The organism is Mesorhizobium sp. B1-1-7 (assembly GCF_006442705.1).
GTDB lineage: Bacteria > Pseudomonadota > Alphaproteobacteria > Rhizobiales > Rhizobiaceae > Mesorhizobium > Mesorhizobium opportunistum.
Genome location: NZ_VFWQ01000007.1, coordinates 253,333 through 265,772 on the forward strand (window position 1 = coordinate 253,333; position 12,440 = coordinate 265,772).

At 60.0% G+C, this 12,440-nt stretch carries 18 protein-coding genes and 2 pseudogenes; 13 read left to right on the forward strand and 7 right to left on the reverse strand.

Going from position 1 to position 12,440, the window contains the following annotated elements:
* Window positions 1–3: 3 nt before the first annotated feature.
* Window positions 4–750, reverse strand: a complete 747-nt coding sequence (locus tag FJ978_RS14245) for an FMN-binding protein (protein ID WP_140572607.1) — start codon at window positions 748–750, stop codon at window positions 4–6.
* Between the two features lie 214 nt (window positions 751–964).
* Between FJ978_RS14245 and FJ978_RS14250 the strand changes: the two genes are divergently transcribed.
* The 4 genes and pseudogenes from FJ978_RS14250 (at window position 965) to FJ978_RS14265 (ending at window position 2,856) form a co-directional block, all read left to right on the forward strand.
* Window positions 965–1,483 (forward strand): cytochrome b/b6 domain-containing protein, encoded by a 519-nt coding sequence (locus tag FJ978_RS14250; RefSeq protein ID WP_140572608.1) that lies wholly within the window; start codon window positions 965–967, stop codon window positions 1,481–1,483.
* A gap of 4 nt (window positions 1,484–1,487) precedes the next feature.
* Window positions 1,488–2,186, forward strand: coding sequence for a VIT family protein (locus FJ978_RS14255; RefSeq protein WP_140572609.1), 699 nt, complete (start codon window positions 1,488–1,490; stop codon window positions 2,184–2,186).
* A gap of 52 nt (window positions 2,187–2,238) precedes the next feature.
* Window positions 2,239–2,316 (forward strand): annotated as a pseudogene (locus tag FJ978_RS14260) (cytochrome P450); the annotation flags it as partial.
* A 339-nt stretch (window positions 2,317–2,655) separates the two neighbouring features.
* Window positions 2,656–2,856, forward strand: coding sequence for a hypothetical protein (locus tag FJ978_RS14265; protein ID WP_140572610.1), 201 nt, complete (start codon window positions 2,656–2,658; stop codon window positions 2,854–2,856).
* A 312-nt stretch (window positions 2,857–3,168) separates the two neighbouring features.
* Here FJ978_RS14265 and ccoS read toward each other — a convergent pair whose 3' ends face one another.
* The 4 genes and pseudogenes from ccoS to FJ978_RS14290 all read right to left on the reverse strand — a co-directional run bounded on the left by ccoS (window position 3,169) and on the right by FJ978_RS14290 (window position 4,796).
* On the reverse strand, window positions 3,169–3,315 hold the full coding sequence (gene ccoS / locus FJ978_RS14275) for a cbb3-type cytochrome oxidase assembly protein CcoS (protein ID WP_140572612.1): 147 nt from the start codon (window positions 3,313–3,315) through the stop codon (window positions 3,169–3,171).
* Window positions 3,312–3,584, reverse strand: a pseudogene (locus tag FJ978_RS33200) (nitrogen fixation protein FixI); the annotation flags it as partial. The gene ccoS and the pseudogene FJ978_RS33200, both read right to left, overlap by 4 nt.
* A 180-nt stretch (window positions 3,585–3,764) precedes the next feature.
* Window positions 3,765–4,460: a DUF6544 family protein gene (locus tag FJ978_RS14285; protein WP_140572613.1), complete on the reverse strand. Its 696-nt coding sequence runs from the start codon at window positions 4,458–4,460 to the stop codon at window positions 3,765–3,767.
* 60 nt (window positions 4,461–4,520) lie between these two features.
* Window positions 4,521–4,796, reverse strand: coding sequence for a DUF6522 family protein (locus tag FJ978_RS14290; RefSeq protein WP_140572614.1), 276 nt, complete (start codon window positions 4,794–4,796; stop codon window positions 4,521–4,523).
* A gap of 500 nt (window positions 4,797–5,296) precedes the next feature.
* Here FJ978_RS14290 and FJ978_RS14295 point away from each other — a divergent pair, with 500 nt between their 5' ends.
* The 7 genes from FJ978_RS14295 to FJ978_RS14320 all read left to right on the forward strand — a co-directional run bounded on the left by FJ978_RS14295 (window position 5,297) and on the right by FJ978_RS14320 (window position 9,260).
* Window positions 5,297–5,827, forward strand: coding sequence for a YcnI family protein (locus FJ978_RS14295; RefSeq protein ID WP_140572615.1), 531 nt, complete (start codon window positions 5,297–5,299; stop codon window positions 5,825–5,827).
* A gap of 56 nt (window positions 5,828–5,883) precedes the next feature.
* Window positions 5,884–6,057: a hypothetical protein gene (locus tag FJ978_RS32805; RefSeq protein WP_181180403.1), complete on the forward strand. Its 174-nt coding sequence runs from the start codon at window positions 5,884–5,886 to the stop codon at window positions 6,055–6,057.
* Between the two features lie 105 nt (window positions 6,058–6,162).
* A complete protein-coding gene (locus FJ978_RS14300) occupies window positions 6,163–7,515 on the forward strand; it encodes a hypothetical protein (RefSeq protein ID WP_140572616.1) in 1,353 nt (450 codons plus the stop codon).
* A 17-nt stretch (window positions 7,516–7,532) separates the two neighbouring features.
* Window positions 7,533–8,069, forward strand: coding sequence for a DUF2249 domain-containing protein (locus FJ978_RS14305; protein WP_140572617.1), 537 nt, complete (start codon window positions 7,533–7,535; stop codon window positions 8,067–8,069).
* Window positions 8,066–8,404: a metal-sulfur cluster assembly factor gene (locus tag FJ978_RS14310; RefSeq protein ID WP_140572618.1), complete on the forward strand. Its 339-nt coding sequence runs from the start codon at window positions 8,066–8,068 to the stop codon at window positions 8,402–8,404. Before FJ978_RS14305 ends, FJ978_RS14310 begins: the two co-directional genes overlap by 4 nt.
* On the forward strand, window positions 8,401–8,886 hold the full coding sequence (locus FJ978_RS14315) for a group III truncated hemoglobin (RefSeq protein WP_140572619.1): 486 nt from the start codon (window positions 8,401–8,403) through the stop codon (window positions 8,884–8,886). Before FJ978_RS14310 ends, FJ978_RS14315 begins: the two co-directional genes overlap by 4 nt.
* A 125-nt stretch (window positions 8,887–9,011) precedes the next feature.
* Complete coding sequence (locus FJ978_RS14320) at window positions 9,012–9,260, forward strand: DUF1858 domain-containing protein (protein WP_246678126.1); 249 nt, start codon at window positions 9,012–9,014, stop codon at window positions 9,258–9,260.
* Here FJ978_RS14320 and FJ978_RS14325 read toward each other — a convergent pair.
* Window positions 9,257–9,961: a Crp/Fnr family transcriptional regulator gene (locus FJ978_RS14325; protein WP_140572620.1), complete on the reverse strand. Its 705-nt coding sequence runs from the start codon at window positions 9,959–9,961 to the stop codon at window positions 9,257–9,259. The two genes, FJ978_RS14320 and FJ978_RS14325, sit on opposite strands and share 4 nt — an antisense overlap.
* A gap of 225 nt (window positions 9,962–10,186) precedes the next feature.
* On the opposite strand from FJ978_RS14325, the gene FJ978_RS14330 reads away from it, so the two are divergent.
* Both FJ978_RS14330 and FJ978_RS14335 read left to right on the forward strand, forming a co-directional pair.
* Entirely contained in the window at window positions 10,187–10,630 is a 444-nt protein-coding gene (locus FJ978_RS14330) for a pseudoazurin (protein WP_140572621.1), read from the forward strand.
* An 86-nt stretch (window positions 10,631–10,716) separates the two neighbouring features.
* Window positions 10,717–11,922 carry an NnrS family protein gene (locus tag FJ978_RS14335; protein WP_140572699.1) on the forward strand — a complete coding sequence of 402 codons (1,206 nt, stop codon included), beginning with the start codon at window positions 10,717–10,719 and terminating at the stop codon, window positions 11,920–11,922.
* Window positions 11,923–12,067: 145 nt separating this feature from the next.
* Here the strand turns inward: FJ978_RS14335 and FJ978_RS14340 are convergent, their stop codons facing one another.
* On the reverse strand, window positions 12,068–12,388 hold the full coding sequence (locus FJ978_RS14340) for a hypothetical protein (protein ID WP_140572622.1): 321 nt from the start codon (window positions 12,386–12,388) through the stop codon (window positions 12,068–12,070).
* Window positions 12,389–12,440: the final 52 nt, after the last annotated feature.

Below are 12,440 nucleotides of genomic sequence, written 5' to 3' on the forward strand. Positions count from 1 at the left end.
GACCTACGACGTCGCTTTCTTCAGCGCGCCGCGCAGCGACTGGATGAAAGCCCTGCTGGTCAGGGTCGCGCCCGAAATAATGTCGACATTGGCGCTTTGGGCGCTGATCGCTTCGTCGCGCAGCATGGGCAGCGCTTGCCTGTTGATATTGATGGAGGTACGGCGGTCGGATGGGTATTTCAGTACCTTCAGCGCCGTAAGCTGCCCGCCCTGTACCAGGGCCTGAATCTGGATGATGCCGTAGTAGGCATCGGCCGTGGGGCCGGTGTAGACGCCGTCGGCATAGATCTTCATGCCCACCCGGACGACACGTGCTGGCGCATCCCGATATGCTGGCCTCGGCTGCGGGATTGGTATGTAGACGGCGGGAGTGACGGCGAAGGAAGGCGTTGATGGCGCAGGATCGGAGGCAGCCGGAGCCACTGCCTGCTCCAGTGGCGCTCGCGACGGTTGTGGTGCCACCGGAACCACTGTTTGCTTGACCGGATCATTTGGCCGTTCGGCGGACAAAGCTATGCCAGCCGTCGTTTCCGGGGCAATCGGGAACCTTGTTCGGAACCGGGGGGCGAGGGGCGCCGGCAAGGTCGCCGCAAAGGGGGCCGGCTCTTTTGGCTGTGCTGAAGGCGCTTCGGCTGCGTCGGCCGGCAGCGCTTCGCCGAGCATATCGTTTGCGGGGTCCTTGCCGGCCTGATCCCAGACATAAGCGCCCGAGGCGGCGATCACGAAAAGTGACAAGGCAATCTGTTTCATCGGGTGTGTTTCCACGTTGAATCTCGCAGGGCGGGCTATCTGGTCCGCTCCGGAGGCAATATCCCACGACCAAGCTGACAACTGGCTGTCAGCCTAGGCCGAGCTGCGAGGTGCCCGTTAGAGCTCATGGTGGGGACGGCAAATTGATTTGTCCTGGATCAACATGGTCGCATAAGCAGCGAGGTAGGAAGGTTCTCAAGCGAGGTAGCTGCCTATGACTGTTTCCAACGAGCCGGCCGGATACACCGGACTCCAGATAGTGCTGCATTGGACAATCGCGGTGCTGATCGTCCTGCAGCTTGTAATCGGCGAGGACATCAAGCCGGCTTACCGGGCGTTCTCACGCGGCGCCGAACCTGCGGCTGGCGACGTCTTCAACGCGAACATTCATGTCTATGTCGGTCTGGCCGTTCTGGTGCTGGCGATCTGGCGGCTCGCGGTCCGTCTACGGCATGGCGTGCCGGCGGCGCCGCCCGAAGAAAGCGCCCTGTTGAAGCGGATTGCCGCAGCCGCCCATTTCCTGCTGTATCTTTTCATTTTCGGGATGCCGATTACCGGGGCGCTGGCGTGGTACTTCAGCTTTAGAGCGATGGGGGAGATTCACGAACTCGCCAAGCCGGTGATCATCATTGTCGTCGGCCTCCATGCCGCAGCAGCGCTGTGGCAACATTTCTATGTGAAATCGGATGTGCTGGTCAGGATGCTGCGACCTGCCGGACGGCGCGCGCCGTGATGTCATGAGCCGGCTGCACAATGAAAACCACCTAATATCCCGCGTCGGCTGGTTGCGCGCCTCAGTGCTCGGCGCCAATGACGGCATTGTGTCGACGGCTAGCCTCATCGTTGGCGTGGCGGCGGCCGATGCCGCGGCCTCCAATGTTCTGGTTGCCGGCGTAGCCGGACTGGTCGCCGGCGCGATGTCGATGGCGGCCGGCGAGTATGTCTCGGTCAGTTCGCAGTCCGATACCGAACAAGCCGACCTTGCGCGTGAGAGAGGGGAACTGTCGACGCAGCCAGATTTCGAGCGACAGGAGCTTGCGGAGATCTATGTCAAACGTGGGTTGGAGCCAACGCTTGCCTTTCAGGTCGCCGACCAATTGATGGCGAAGGACGCGCTTGGCGCCCACGCTCGTGACGAACTCGGTATTTCAGAGGTGACGACGGCTAGACCGATCCAAGCTGCGCTGTCGTCTGCGGCTGCATTTTCGGTTGGCGCGGCCATGCCATTGGCGATGGCACTTGTTTCGCCGGCCGCCTGGCTTGCCGCAACGGTGTCTGTTGCCTCGCTCTTGTTCCTGGCAGTGCTGGGTGCCATTGGGGCCAAGGCCGGCGGCGCCAATGTGCTGAGGGCAACAGTCCGTGTCACATTCTGGGGTGCGCTTGCCATGGCGCTGACGGCCGGCATCGGTGCCGTCGTTGGTACTGCCGCCATCTGAGCCAGTATGCGATTCTAGATTTCGTCGACGGCGCGAGCCGAGACCCTCAAGGTCCAGCCATCTGTCGGTGCCAAGCGGAATGGACCCGCCTCGGCACACTGCATACCGGCGGCTGTTCGAACGCCATTTTTCGAGTCCGGACGCGTGGAAGATTTCGAACCGCTTTGCCGGACGATTCAGCCAGACTTGTATCAAGGCTGGAAGGGGCGTGGAAATCGATCTGGTTACGCAGCTTGCCCAGCGTTGGGAAGCTGCAGTCGAATAGATGCGCGAGGATGCCACGAAATTGCAAGGCAGCTGCCCGGCTTTCGCCGGCGCGGCGACGCGACACATCGAACTGCGGGACGTTCGCGGATAGAGTGGGGATAAGCGGTCGCTCCGGCAGGGGGACATCATCATGCGGTCTGATCAACGACAGTGGTTGCAGTCCGAGAGGGTTTGGCGGCAATTCGCGCTCATGGAGCTCGTCATGGAGCGGATGCGCGTCGATCCGCTCGTGGCGGCCCGCAAATGCGGCGGAACGGCGATGGCGGATGCGCGAAACACGTGCCTGGGCTGCTCGTTCCACCGCGAATGCCGCGATCGGCTGGAACGTTGCAGCGATCTAGCCGGTTTCGCCGAATTCTGCCCGAACGCCGGGTTCTTCAGGGAATGCAGGCTAAATTTTTAGATGCCCTTTGAGGTATTGCTTGCTTGCAGAGATCGCATTGACTGGGTCGCGCTATTCGCTCTGTTGATGCCGACCAACGGCCGAGCGGAGGCGACATTGATCTGCCGTGCCAACTATACCTCCATGAATGCGCCGATCAGCTACCTCGCAGACGAACGCTGGGCCGATGCGTCGAAGCCGCGGCGTTTTTTTTCCGCGGACGCGCGTCGTAGAGGTTGACGCTTGCTGCGTGAACTACGGCAGCTCGATCACTCGATGACGCGGACCGTCCGTATGAGCCCGAAACGTTCGTGGTGAGCACCTGGCTTCACCCTATGGTTTGTCCTCATCGTCGTGGAGGATTCGCGCCACCGCGCCATCCCTTTCGTACTGCCCAGCCCGAAGCGACCAAAGGAAAGCCGCAAGCCCGGTTAAGCCCAGTAGGATGGCGACGGGGACGAGGACGACGAGGTAATTCATCGGCCGGCAGCCACGTGCATCGAGGGGCGAGGGCGCGTCGAGGGCGCGGTTGGAACATTGGGCCGCAGTCGCATTGCATTTGCCACCACCAGCAGCGACGACATCGACATTGCGAGAGCTGCCAAGAGCGGGGTCACGTAGCCCGCAACGGCTATCGGCACCGCCAAGGCGTTATAGGAGACGGCAAGCGCAAAGTTCTGCCGGATCAATTTCTCCGCCTTTTTTGAGATACCGAGAGCCTGAGCCACGGCCGAAAGACTTTCGGTAATCGGGCGGCGGGGGCTGCCCCTTACCCTCGTTCCCGCGGATTTTCGACAGTCGGATTGCTTGCCGGTGACATCTGCGGACCGACGCAGGACATTCCCGAGATGCTCGGCCTCTTTGCCGATCTTAAGCCTGCGAGACCCATTTCCAAGGCGTCGCCGCGTGATATAGGACTGAGTTGCGGTTCAGGCGATCGCCCAGCTCAGGAGATTCCCCCGCCAAGCGACGAAGGTTTGTCCGTCCAGGACCCAGCCAACTTCACCCAGGGTCGGCAGCAACCGTCCCTGGAATTCTTTGTAGTCGAAGAATTGGCCAAGCCAGGGCCGCTCGACAAAGACATTGCCCTCCTTGCGCGGACGATCCTTCGCAATGACGGATGCGATGCGGCCGCTCTCGTCCAGCCGTAACTCGACTTCGCCGCTGGCATCGCCATTGTCCGCCCTTACTCGCAGAACTTGGCTATCGACTACGGTCCAATTGAGCGACGGATTACCAAGTATCGCATCGGGCGCCCAGGCGAGTTCCGCCAGGTACCGCATGATCTCGCCCTTCAAGAGCGCTATCCCGCCTTTTGCGCTGGCAACGCGGAAGAGGTGAAAGATTCGCACATCTATCTCCGCGCCTTCGCCTTTCAGTGCGTCTACAACAGAAATGCAGCCAAATGGCCCGGTCGACGCCCGCCATTCAAATTCGCAACGCCGCATACTTGTGGTTTGGCGCGCGGAGAACCGCATCGGATGCGCCGTCGGCTGGTCACGCATCATCCCCGACTGCGTCAGCGTCACCGAGGAACCGGAGACACTGCCTCTCGCCCCCAGACGCGTTGCCAAATCAAGAACCTCGCGGGGTAGCACTGGATCGGATCGGTAGCGGGTGGTCATGTCCACAGCTTAGCTCATAAGCCGCATTCGTCGAGTGCTCCAAACCGTGCTGCGCAGCGTTCAGGTCCGCGTCCACCGAAACTTCGGCGTCGCCATGATCAGTTCCTGACTAATGATCTCGCCGCCAAGACCGACAATCATCGTCAACTCCCGATCGTGATAACGCAAGGATAGGCGGTATCTGCCCTCGTCCTCGCCAATCCCACGCTCAACCCGCCCCCGGATGCTACCACGCTGCATCTGCCTCATGAAATACTCGACAGCGAACTTCATCGCTCGAGCGGCCACCGCGGCATCGATCTCAGGCGCACCATCCGCCCATCTAACCGAAATCATTCGAACCTCCAGAAGGAATCCCTGCCAGATCCTTGTCCCGCATGCTGTCGCAAGCCTTGTGATTCGAGCAAGTAATCACCATCCATCTCCATCGGCAAAGCGAGACTTTGGTCACCAGTTCTGCATCGTCAGGATCGCCACGGATTTCTGAACCACGCGTTCACGACTGGCTCAATCTTACTGCTGCATTCGGATCGTTCTTTGCTTTGACGCAAGCAGAATCCATTTCCAGGCATTGGAGGTTCATACTCCCGAGGGTTCAGTGACCAGCTCCGCCCTATGAACGCATCGCGGTTCAATTTGCGCGAGAGCAAAGAACCGACGCTCCGTATCCTGTAGCTACTCTCCATCGAAGACGATCGCGACCCTTTCAGAGCAGCGATTGGCACTGCTGCTTTTGCGGCGCCAGGCGTGCCAGCGTCCTGAAACGGGATCGAACCCCGAAGCGAAGTCCGCTCACGCCTGCCGCTGGAATGTAGGCATCTTGAAAGGAGAGACCATTGTTGCAGAGGTTAATCACGGCGGGCGCGGTTTGCGGGCTGGCAACCGGGACGGCGTTTGCCCATGTCACATTAGAAAAGGGAGAGGCCTCGGTGGGGTCCGCTTACAAAGCGGTCTTGCGTGTCCCGCATGGCTGCGAAGGCATGCCTACCACTACGGTGCGGGTCCAGGTCCCTGAAGGCGTCATCGCAGTCAAGCCGCAGCCGAAGGCCGGATGGAAGCTGGAAAAGATCAAGGCCGCCTATTCCAAGTCCTACGACTACTACGGCGCGTCGACCAGCGAAGGCGTGAAAGAGATAGTCTGGAGCGGCGGAAATCTCGGCGATGACGAATATGACGAGTTCATTTTCCGAGGCTATCTGACCCCTGATCTCGAGGTCGGCGAAACACTGTACTTCCCGGTCGTCCAGGAATGCCCAGAAGGCAAGGTGCAGCGCTGGATAGAAATCCCCGCAGCTGGCCAATCAGACGATGACCTCGAATTGCCCGCTCCCGGCATCAAGCTGCTGGGAAAGGCCGTGGGCCACTAAGTAAAATGGGGACGTGCTTTGCTGACCTCAATGGTCGCGGAACTGAGAGAAGTGAGATGAAAATGAAAATGGATTCGGAGAGTGAAAAAGTGATCGAGGAATGGCCAAGCCTTGTGTTCACCATCGAAGCCGCAAGCGGCGCAAAAGCGGACAATACGTTGCTCCCCATGCTTATCGCTGGCCTCGTTCTAATTGTCCTGGGTGGCGTAGTGGTGATGGCCTTCGTGTAGAAAAAGAAATTTAACGCCGTCTCTTGGCGATATCTCCCTTGCAGCGATTGCGATGAGTTCTGGTATGTCCGAAACTTGCAGATATCGTCATATAGATGACTGGCTATGAACGGGTCAGCTATCTCTCGATGGACTATGGCATACTTTGCCGCCGCGCTAGCTTTCTTGCTCGCGGCACAAGCACTGATGACGGCCGGTTACGGCTTTCCGACCGTTAGCGTGGAAGCTCCAGAAACGCTTGTGATCGTCCACATGATCACAATCGGCTGGCTCAGTCTGTTGATGTGCGGGGCGTTGCTCCAGTTCGTACCAGTGCTTGTTGCACAGCCCCTTTGCGACGAGTCCCTGGCTTCGCCTGCGTTGATCTGTTTGCTTATGGGACTGTTCTGCTTGCTCACCGGTTTTCTCCAGCTTTCAGGTGCGATCGACGTCAATATCCCTGTTCTCGCATTGGCGGGCCTCTTCCTTCCGGCTGGTTTCTCATTGATCGTATGGGTACTCGGGCGGACGTTGTGGAGCATCCGGCCATCCAGCCTGCCGCTACCCGCACGTTTCGTGGCCGGAGGACTCGCCTGCATCGCGGTCGCCGCCGCGTTGGGTGCTTCGTTTGCATTTGTGCTTTCAGGCCAGGCGCCAGGATGGGCTAATTTCGACCTGCGAACACTGGCTCTTCCTATCCATGTGACGGTCGGTCTGGGTGGCTGGCTGGGTTTCACGGCAATCGGTGTCAGCTACCGCTTGCTGCCGATGTTCATGCTTTCTCCGGACAATGAACGCACCACGGGCCATTTGGTCCTATGGGCTGGTGCGGCGGCCTTGGGTCTGATTGTTCTGGCAGAACCTTTCGAAGCTGTTTCTGGAACAACCACGTTGCCCACTGTTCTTGCTGGCTTAACGGGGCTCGGTGCGACCGTCTTCTACGGCATCGATCTCGTGTTCTTCTATCGCAACCGCAAGCGACGCAAGATCGAGCTGAACAGCAGGTCGGCGATTGGCGCGTTCGCGGCCCTCTATCTTTCGGTCTTGCTCCTGCTCGCGCTGTTGGCGAGCGGAACGCTTGCGCAGCATGTAGGCGCGATTGTCTATCTCGCCGCCTTTGGCTGGCTGACGGGGCTGGGGCTTTCACAACTCTACAAGATCGTGCCGTTCCTGACCTGGCTCGAATGCTACGGACCGGTGATGGGCAGGAAACCGACGCCACGTGTCCAGGATCTTGTCGTCGAAACGCGCGACAGGTTCTGGTTCGCACTCTATTACGTCGGCGTACTGGCCGGAACCGGCGCGCTGCTGGCCGAGGTGGCGATCCTGTTCCGGATAGCGACCGCTGTGACGTTGTTTGCCACCGCGGCAATTGTCGTGGAACTCGTTCTGGCGCGCCGCCTTGTCAATGTTGCAGCCGCCCTGCGCCTGCCCGAGGGAGCTTCGCGCCCGCGTCTTTTCCTGCCTTCCTGGCGTTAGATGCAGAGGAGATTCAAATGAATTCCCCACATTGCGACCTCGACGTTCGACCGATCCTTCGCGAAGGCGGCGAACCGTTCAGCGCTATCATGGAAGCCGTGGCCGCGCTCGCCCCCGGTCAAAGCCTGCGCTTGCTCGCTTCCTTCAAGCCGATTCCCCTGTTCCAGGTGCTTGGTGCGAGGGGATTCGAGCCTTCGGCCCGTGAAATTGGCAACGGCGATTGGGAAGTGATCTTCACGCCGGCCGATGCTGTGCCGCCAGCGCCGGAACAAACCGAACGATCCTCGCGCTCTGCCAGTGGAGGCGACTGGCCTGAGCCAGTCATGGAACTGGACAACCGCGATCTCGAGCCACCGGAACCTATGGTCAAGGCCTTGGAAGGAGTCGAATCCTTGGTGGGCGGCCAAACCATAGCCGTGCTATTACCACGTGAACCGGTGTTTCTGTTCGAGGAACTACAGGCGCGAGGCCACCGCTGGCGCGGCGCCTTTGAACCGGAAGGGCACTATCGCATCGTTATCCGCTCTGGTGGACCGGGAGGGCGACGGTCATGAGCGACGAAGAGGACGAGACACTGACGGCTGGTGTGCGCGAGGCGCTGCGCATGGTCATTGATCCCGAGCTTGGAGAAAATGTCGTCGATCTCGGACTGATTTATCAGGTTTCGGTGGGACATGACGGGACGGCGCAGATCGAAATGACGACCACGACACGTGCATGCCCAGCCACAGGCTATCTCAAGGATGCGGTGCAAACCGCCGCTTGGATAGTGCCCGGAATCCACCATGTCGACATCCGGCTCACCTACGAACCGTCTTGGACGTCGGAGATGATGAATGCCAACGCCAGACGCCGTCTCGGCCTGGTCGAAACAGGAAGCAATGCATGAACGGGGAGCAACGAAACAAGCCAACCATTGTCATTGAAGGCATGCCGCTGTCGGATGCGCTCGACGAGGCGATGATTCACAGGGTCGTCCATGGTTTCTACGACGAGATCCGTCGAGATCAACTTCTCGGCCCGATCTTCAACGCAGCGATCCCGCCGGAGGCATGGCCGCGTCATTTGGCGAAGATGTGCGACTTCTGGTCCGCAACGCTGCTGCGGACCTCCCGCTATGAGGGCCGGCCGCTGCCGCCGCACCTGACGATATCGGGCCTTGGTGAGGCGCATTTCCGGCGCTGGCTGACGCTGTTCCGAGCGACCGTGAAGCGCGTTTGCCCGCCCGAAGCCGCGGCGCTGTTCATGTCCCGGGCGCTGCGCATTGCCCACAGCTTCCGGCTTGCAGTCGCTTTCAACCGCGGGGAAGACACTATTCACGTCAAACCAATCCTCAAGGAAAGCCTTTGCTCAGACAGAGCTTCGGAGTGACCATCTGGGAGATCGGCCGTTCATGCGACTGACAAGGCTCTCCGCCCGTCCGTCTTGCAGCAGGCTGCCGGGACTAGCCGCTTCCTCTTTGTTTCAGCGCAACGATCATCTTGCAGGACGGTAGCATGATGTCCGCATTGCAAACGTGGACAAAAGGCATGAAACCTCGATACAGCGACGATGTTACGATCGACGCGATCATGCGCGAGTGGCCGGCAACCATCCGCGTCGTGCTCCAGCACGGCATGCTTTGCGTCGGCTGCCCGATTGCTCCGTTCCACACCATTTCCGAGGCGGCGCGGGAGCACGGGCTAAGCGAGGAATCACTTCGTTTCGATCTGGATGCCGCTATCGAGCGAGCCGGAGCGGATTAGTTCTTCCCATTCCGTCCTTCCGCCAGCACAAGCAGGCGGTGAGGTTCGACCACGGTTACCTTTTCGCGTCCGCTTTTGACGAGCCCTTTCTCCTCCCAAGATGAGAGTAGCCGGCTCACCGTGTGCAGCGTCGTTCCTGTGATCTCGGCAATGTCCTGACGTGAGATCGGGAAGTCGATCATTATTCCTTCATCTGTCTTCCGGCCCGTCTGCTTGACCAGCTTAAGCAGCGCATGGGCGACGCGTTGATCCACCTGTTCGGTGGACATTTCGACGACGCGCGTGTGGGCGTCCTGCAGCCTGCTGCCCACGGTCTTGTAGGTGTTGGCGCCAAAATTGGGGAAAGCTTCCGCAAATCTTGGCCAAAGGTTGCCCGGCCATGCAAGCACAACGCAGTCGGCGGCGGCGATCGCGCTGGCTGGATACGTGGTGCGGCCTATCGCATGGGCGATGCCAAGCAGTTCGCCGGGACTGATATATCGTACTGTCACCTCTTGGCCATCAGGCGTCGTCTTGATGACACGGACATGCCCGTCGAGCAGCAAGAAGAACGAATGAGCTTCCTGCTCCTGCTCGAAAACAGGTTGGTCCTTGGCAATCCGTAACGACCGGGCTTGACCGATTATGTAGTCGAGATCCGTTGGGGCCACTCCCTGAAAGGCAGGCAGCCCAACAATTAGTGAGCGATCGAGGCGGCTCAACTGCAGTGCCTCTTCCGAAATTTGACTGTTACCATAAAATCCATCCGTCGCTGTCCACCCACACAATGTCACGGGTGGCTGACGGGCGGCAAGTGGCACGCGCCGCGGCCTTTTTCCTCGATTCCCAATCTTATTTGCGCTGCAACAAAGTCGGCATGACGGAGACAGCCTAGAAAAACTGCAACGGTAAACGCCGTCGGGAATAATGAGCTGAAAGGCAAGATCATGAAATACGCAATCGCAATCGCCGCCGCGCTCGCGGGATCGGCGTTGGCCGGAGCGGCGCAGGCCGCCGATCACCAGGTCCAGATGCTCAACAAGGGCGACAAGGGTGTGATGGTGTTCCAGCCCGACTTCGTCAAGGCAGCGCCTGGCGACACGGTCACTTTCGTGCCGACCGACAAGGGCCACGATGCAGAAAGCATCAAGGGCATGATCCCGGACGGTGCCGAGCCCTTCAAAGGTAAGCCGGGCGAACAGATCACCGTCACCTTCGACAAGGAGGGTGTCTACGGCGTGAGGTGCACGCCTCACTACGGGATGGGCATGGTGGCGTTGATCGCGGTCGGCAAGCCGACAAATCTTGAACAGGCAAAAGTCGTCAAGCAGCCGGGCAAGGCGAAGAAAGTGTTCGAGGCGCTGTTGGCCGAAGTGCCGGCCGGCAATTGAACGGCGGAGAAAATCTCGGCCTAAAATCAACGGCAACCCCGCTGGCCGACATCGTCCGCCTGGGTTTCCCTTTTGAAAAGCATGCCATGGCAATTCCCCGCACACGGCCGGGCGCTTATCCGGCGGTTCTCTCTTACGGTTTCCGGCCGTTCTTCCTCCTCGGCTCGCTGTATGCCGGAGGGGCGATCCTGTTCTGGCTGCCGTTGTTTTACGGCCGGCTCGAAACCTGGAGCGCCTTCCTGCCCATAGATTGGCATGTCCACGAGATGCTGTTTGGCTATCTCGCGGCGATCGTCACGGGATTCTTGCTGACCGCTATTCCGAATTGGACAGGACGACTGCCTGTGCAAGGTCTGCCTTTGCTGGCGCTCGTCCTGCTGTGGCTTGTCGGGCGGTTTGCGGTGTTCTTTTCGGCGCAGACCGGCTGGCTCGTCGGAGCCGCAGTCGACTGCGCCTTTCTCCTGGCGGTAGCAGCCGCCGCCGCAACCGAAATCATCGCGGGCCGAAACTGGAGGAACCTCAAGGTGCTGTTGCCGGTCGCCGTGCTTCTGGCGGCCAATGTGATGTTTCATGTCGAAGCACACTACCAGGGCGTCTCGGAGATCAGCCGCCGGCTCGGCCTCGGGGCTGCCGTCGTTCTCATCATGATCATAGGCGGACGCATCGTTCCCAGTTTCACCCGGAATTGGTTGGCTCGGGAAAATCAGGGACGCCTGCCGGCCCCGTTCAGCCATTTCGACGTAGCAACGATCGCGCTGTCCGCGGCCGCATTGGCGGCTTGGGCCTTCGTTCCTGAAAGCAGCGCGGCAGGCGCAATGCTCATCGCCGGATCGGCTCTCAACGCTATCCGGCTTGTGCGCTGGGCGGGTGATCGCACGCTGCGTGATCCGCTGGTGGTGATCCTGCACATTGCGTTTGCCTTTGTGCCGATCGGTTTTCTGCTCGCCGGACTTGCCGTCGTCCTGCCGGAGACTGTCCCTTCCGCGGCGGGCATTCATGCGTTCAGCGTAGGAGCGGTGGCATGCATGACGCTAGCCGTCATGACCCGAGCCACGCTTGGGCACACAGGGCGCGAATTGCAGGCGAACATTGGCACACGCGTGGTCTTTGTCGCGATCGTGCTTGCGGCCGTCATGCGCATCGGCGCCGCGTTCCTACCTGCGCAAGCAATGCTCCTCCACATATCGGCGACGTTGTGGGTGGTGGCCTTCCTCGGATATGCGGCCCTGTTTGGCGGCATGCTCGTTCAACCCAAATTACGCGCGCGGCAGCCGAACAAAGCGCCTTCTTGACGCGCGAGACCTGGACCGCGCCGTATCCAAGCAAACGGAATGCCGTCGACATCGCTTGGTGTGACGAATCCGGAATTCGTATCACGGTGGAGCAGCGCAATTGGCGAATTTCGGTGTTGAACCCACACACTAATCGCGCCAACAATCATATCGGCTGTTCGTCGAGATATCTCAAGGTAGCCAAGCGTTTGATGGCAGTCGTTGCTAGGATTTGAGCTCGGTCGCGGCCGGCCTGGAGGGGAAGTTTTTCCCCCGCGTTGAGGTAGGATTCGGCCAGCAGCTCGCAGAGAGCATCCAAGGATTCCGGCGATCGGTCGCTGATTGAAGTGTTCGTTCCGAGCGGACTGGCAGTGAGTTGTTGCGCAAGGTCTCGCGCCTCTGCCGCCAGATCGCTAAACGCGGTCTTGTCATGTTCCCCGCGAAACGCAGCAAATGCTTTCAGCCGGATCGCGACCTGTTCTTCCATCGTTGCAAGGTCGCCAGCGCTGGCAAATGTCGCGTTGGCCTCACGACGCGAA

What these genes read in the sequence shown, in the direction of transcription:
- FJ978_RS14290 (WP_140572614.1), bottom strand. Translation starts at nt 4,796, where the DNA reads ATGATTTCGGTTAGATGGGCGGATGGTGCGCCTGAGATCGATGCCGCG.
- ccoS (WP_140572612.1), bottom strand. Translation starts at nt 3,315, where the DNA reads ATGAATTACCTCGTCGTCCTCGTCCCCGTCGCCATCCTACTGGGCTTA.
- FJ978_RS14330 (WP_140572621.1), top strand. Translation starts at nt 10,187, where the DNA reads ATGAAATACGCAATCGCAATCGCCGCCGCGCTCGCGGGATCGGCGTTG.
- FJ978_RS14285 (WP_140572613.1), bottom strand. Translation starts at nt 4,460, where the DNA reads ATGACCACCCGCTACCGATCCGATCCAGTGCTACCCCGCGAGGTTCTT.
- FJ978_RS32805 (WP_181180403.1), top strand. Translation starts at nt 5,884, where the DNA reads ATGAAAATGAAAATGGATTCGGAGAGTGAAAAAGTGATCGAGGAATGG.
- FJ978_RS14335 (WP_140572699.1), top strand. Translation starts at nt 10,717, where the DNA reads ATGGCAATTCCCCGCACACGGCCGGGCGCTTATCCGGCGGTTCTCTCT.
- FJ978_RS14265 (WP_140572610.1), top strand. Translation starts at nt 2,656, where the DNA reads ATGGAGCGGATGCGCGTCGATCCGCTCGTGGCGGCCCGCAAATGCGGC.
- FJ978_RS14305 (WP_140572617.1), top strand. Translation starts at nt 7,533, where the DNA reads ATGAATTCCCCACATTGCGACCTCGACGTTCGACCGATCCTTCGCGAA.
- FJ978_RS14315 (WP_140572619.1), top strand. Translation starts at nt 8,401, where the DNA reads ATGAACGGGGAGCAACGAAACAAGCCAACCATTGTCATTGAAGGCATG.
- FJ978_RS14250 (WP_140572608.1), top strand. Translation starts at nt 965, where the DNA reads ATGACTGTTTCCAACGAGCCGGCCGGATACACCGGACTCCAGATAGTG.
- FJ978_RS14320 (WP_246678126.1), top strand. Translation starts at nt 9,012, where the DNA reads ATGATGTCCGCATTGCAAACGTGGACAAAAGGCATGAAACCTCGATAC.
- FJ978_RS14255 (WP_140572609.1), top strand. Translation starts at nt 1,488, where the DNA reads ATGAGCCGGCTGCACAATGAAAACCACCTAATATCCCGCGTCGGCTGG.
- FJ978_RS14300 (WP_140572616.1), top strand. Translation starts at nt 6,163, where the DNA reads ATGAACGGGTCAGCTATCTCTCGATGGACTATGGCATACTTTGCCGCC.
- FJ978_RS14310 (WP_140572618.1), top strand. Translation starts at nt 8,066, where the DNA reads ATGAGCGACGAAGAGGACGAGACACTGACGGCTGGTGTGCGCGAGGCG.
- FJ978_RS14245 (WP_140572607.1), bottom strand. Translation starts at nt 750, where the DNA reads ATGAAACAGATTGCCTTGTCACTTTTCGTGATCGCCGCCTCGGGCGCT.
- FJ978_RS14340 (WP_140572622.1), bottom strand. Translation starts at nt 12,388, where the DNA reads ATGGAAGAACAGGTCGCGATCCGGCTGAAAGCATTTGCTGCGTTTCGC.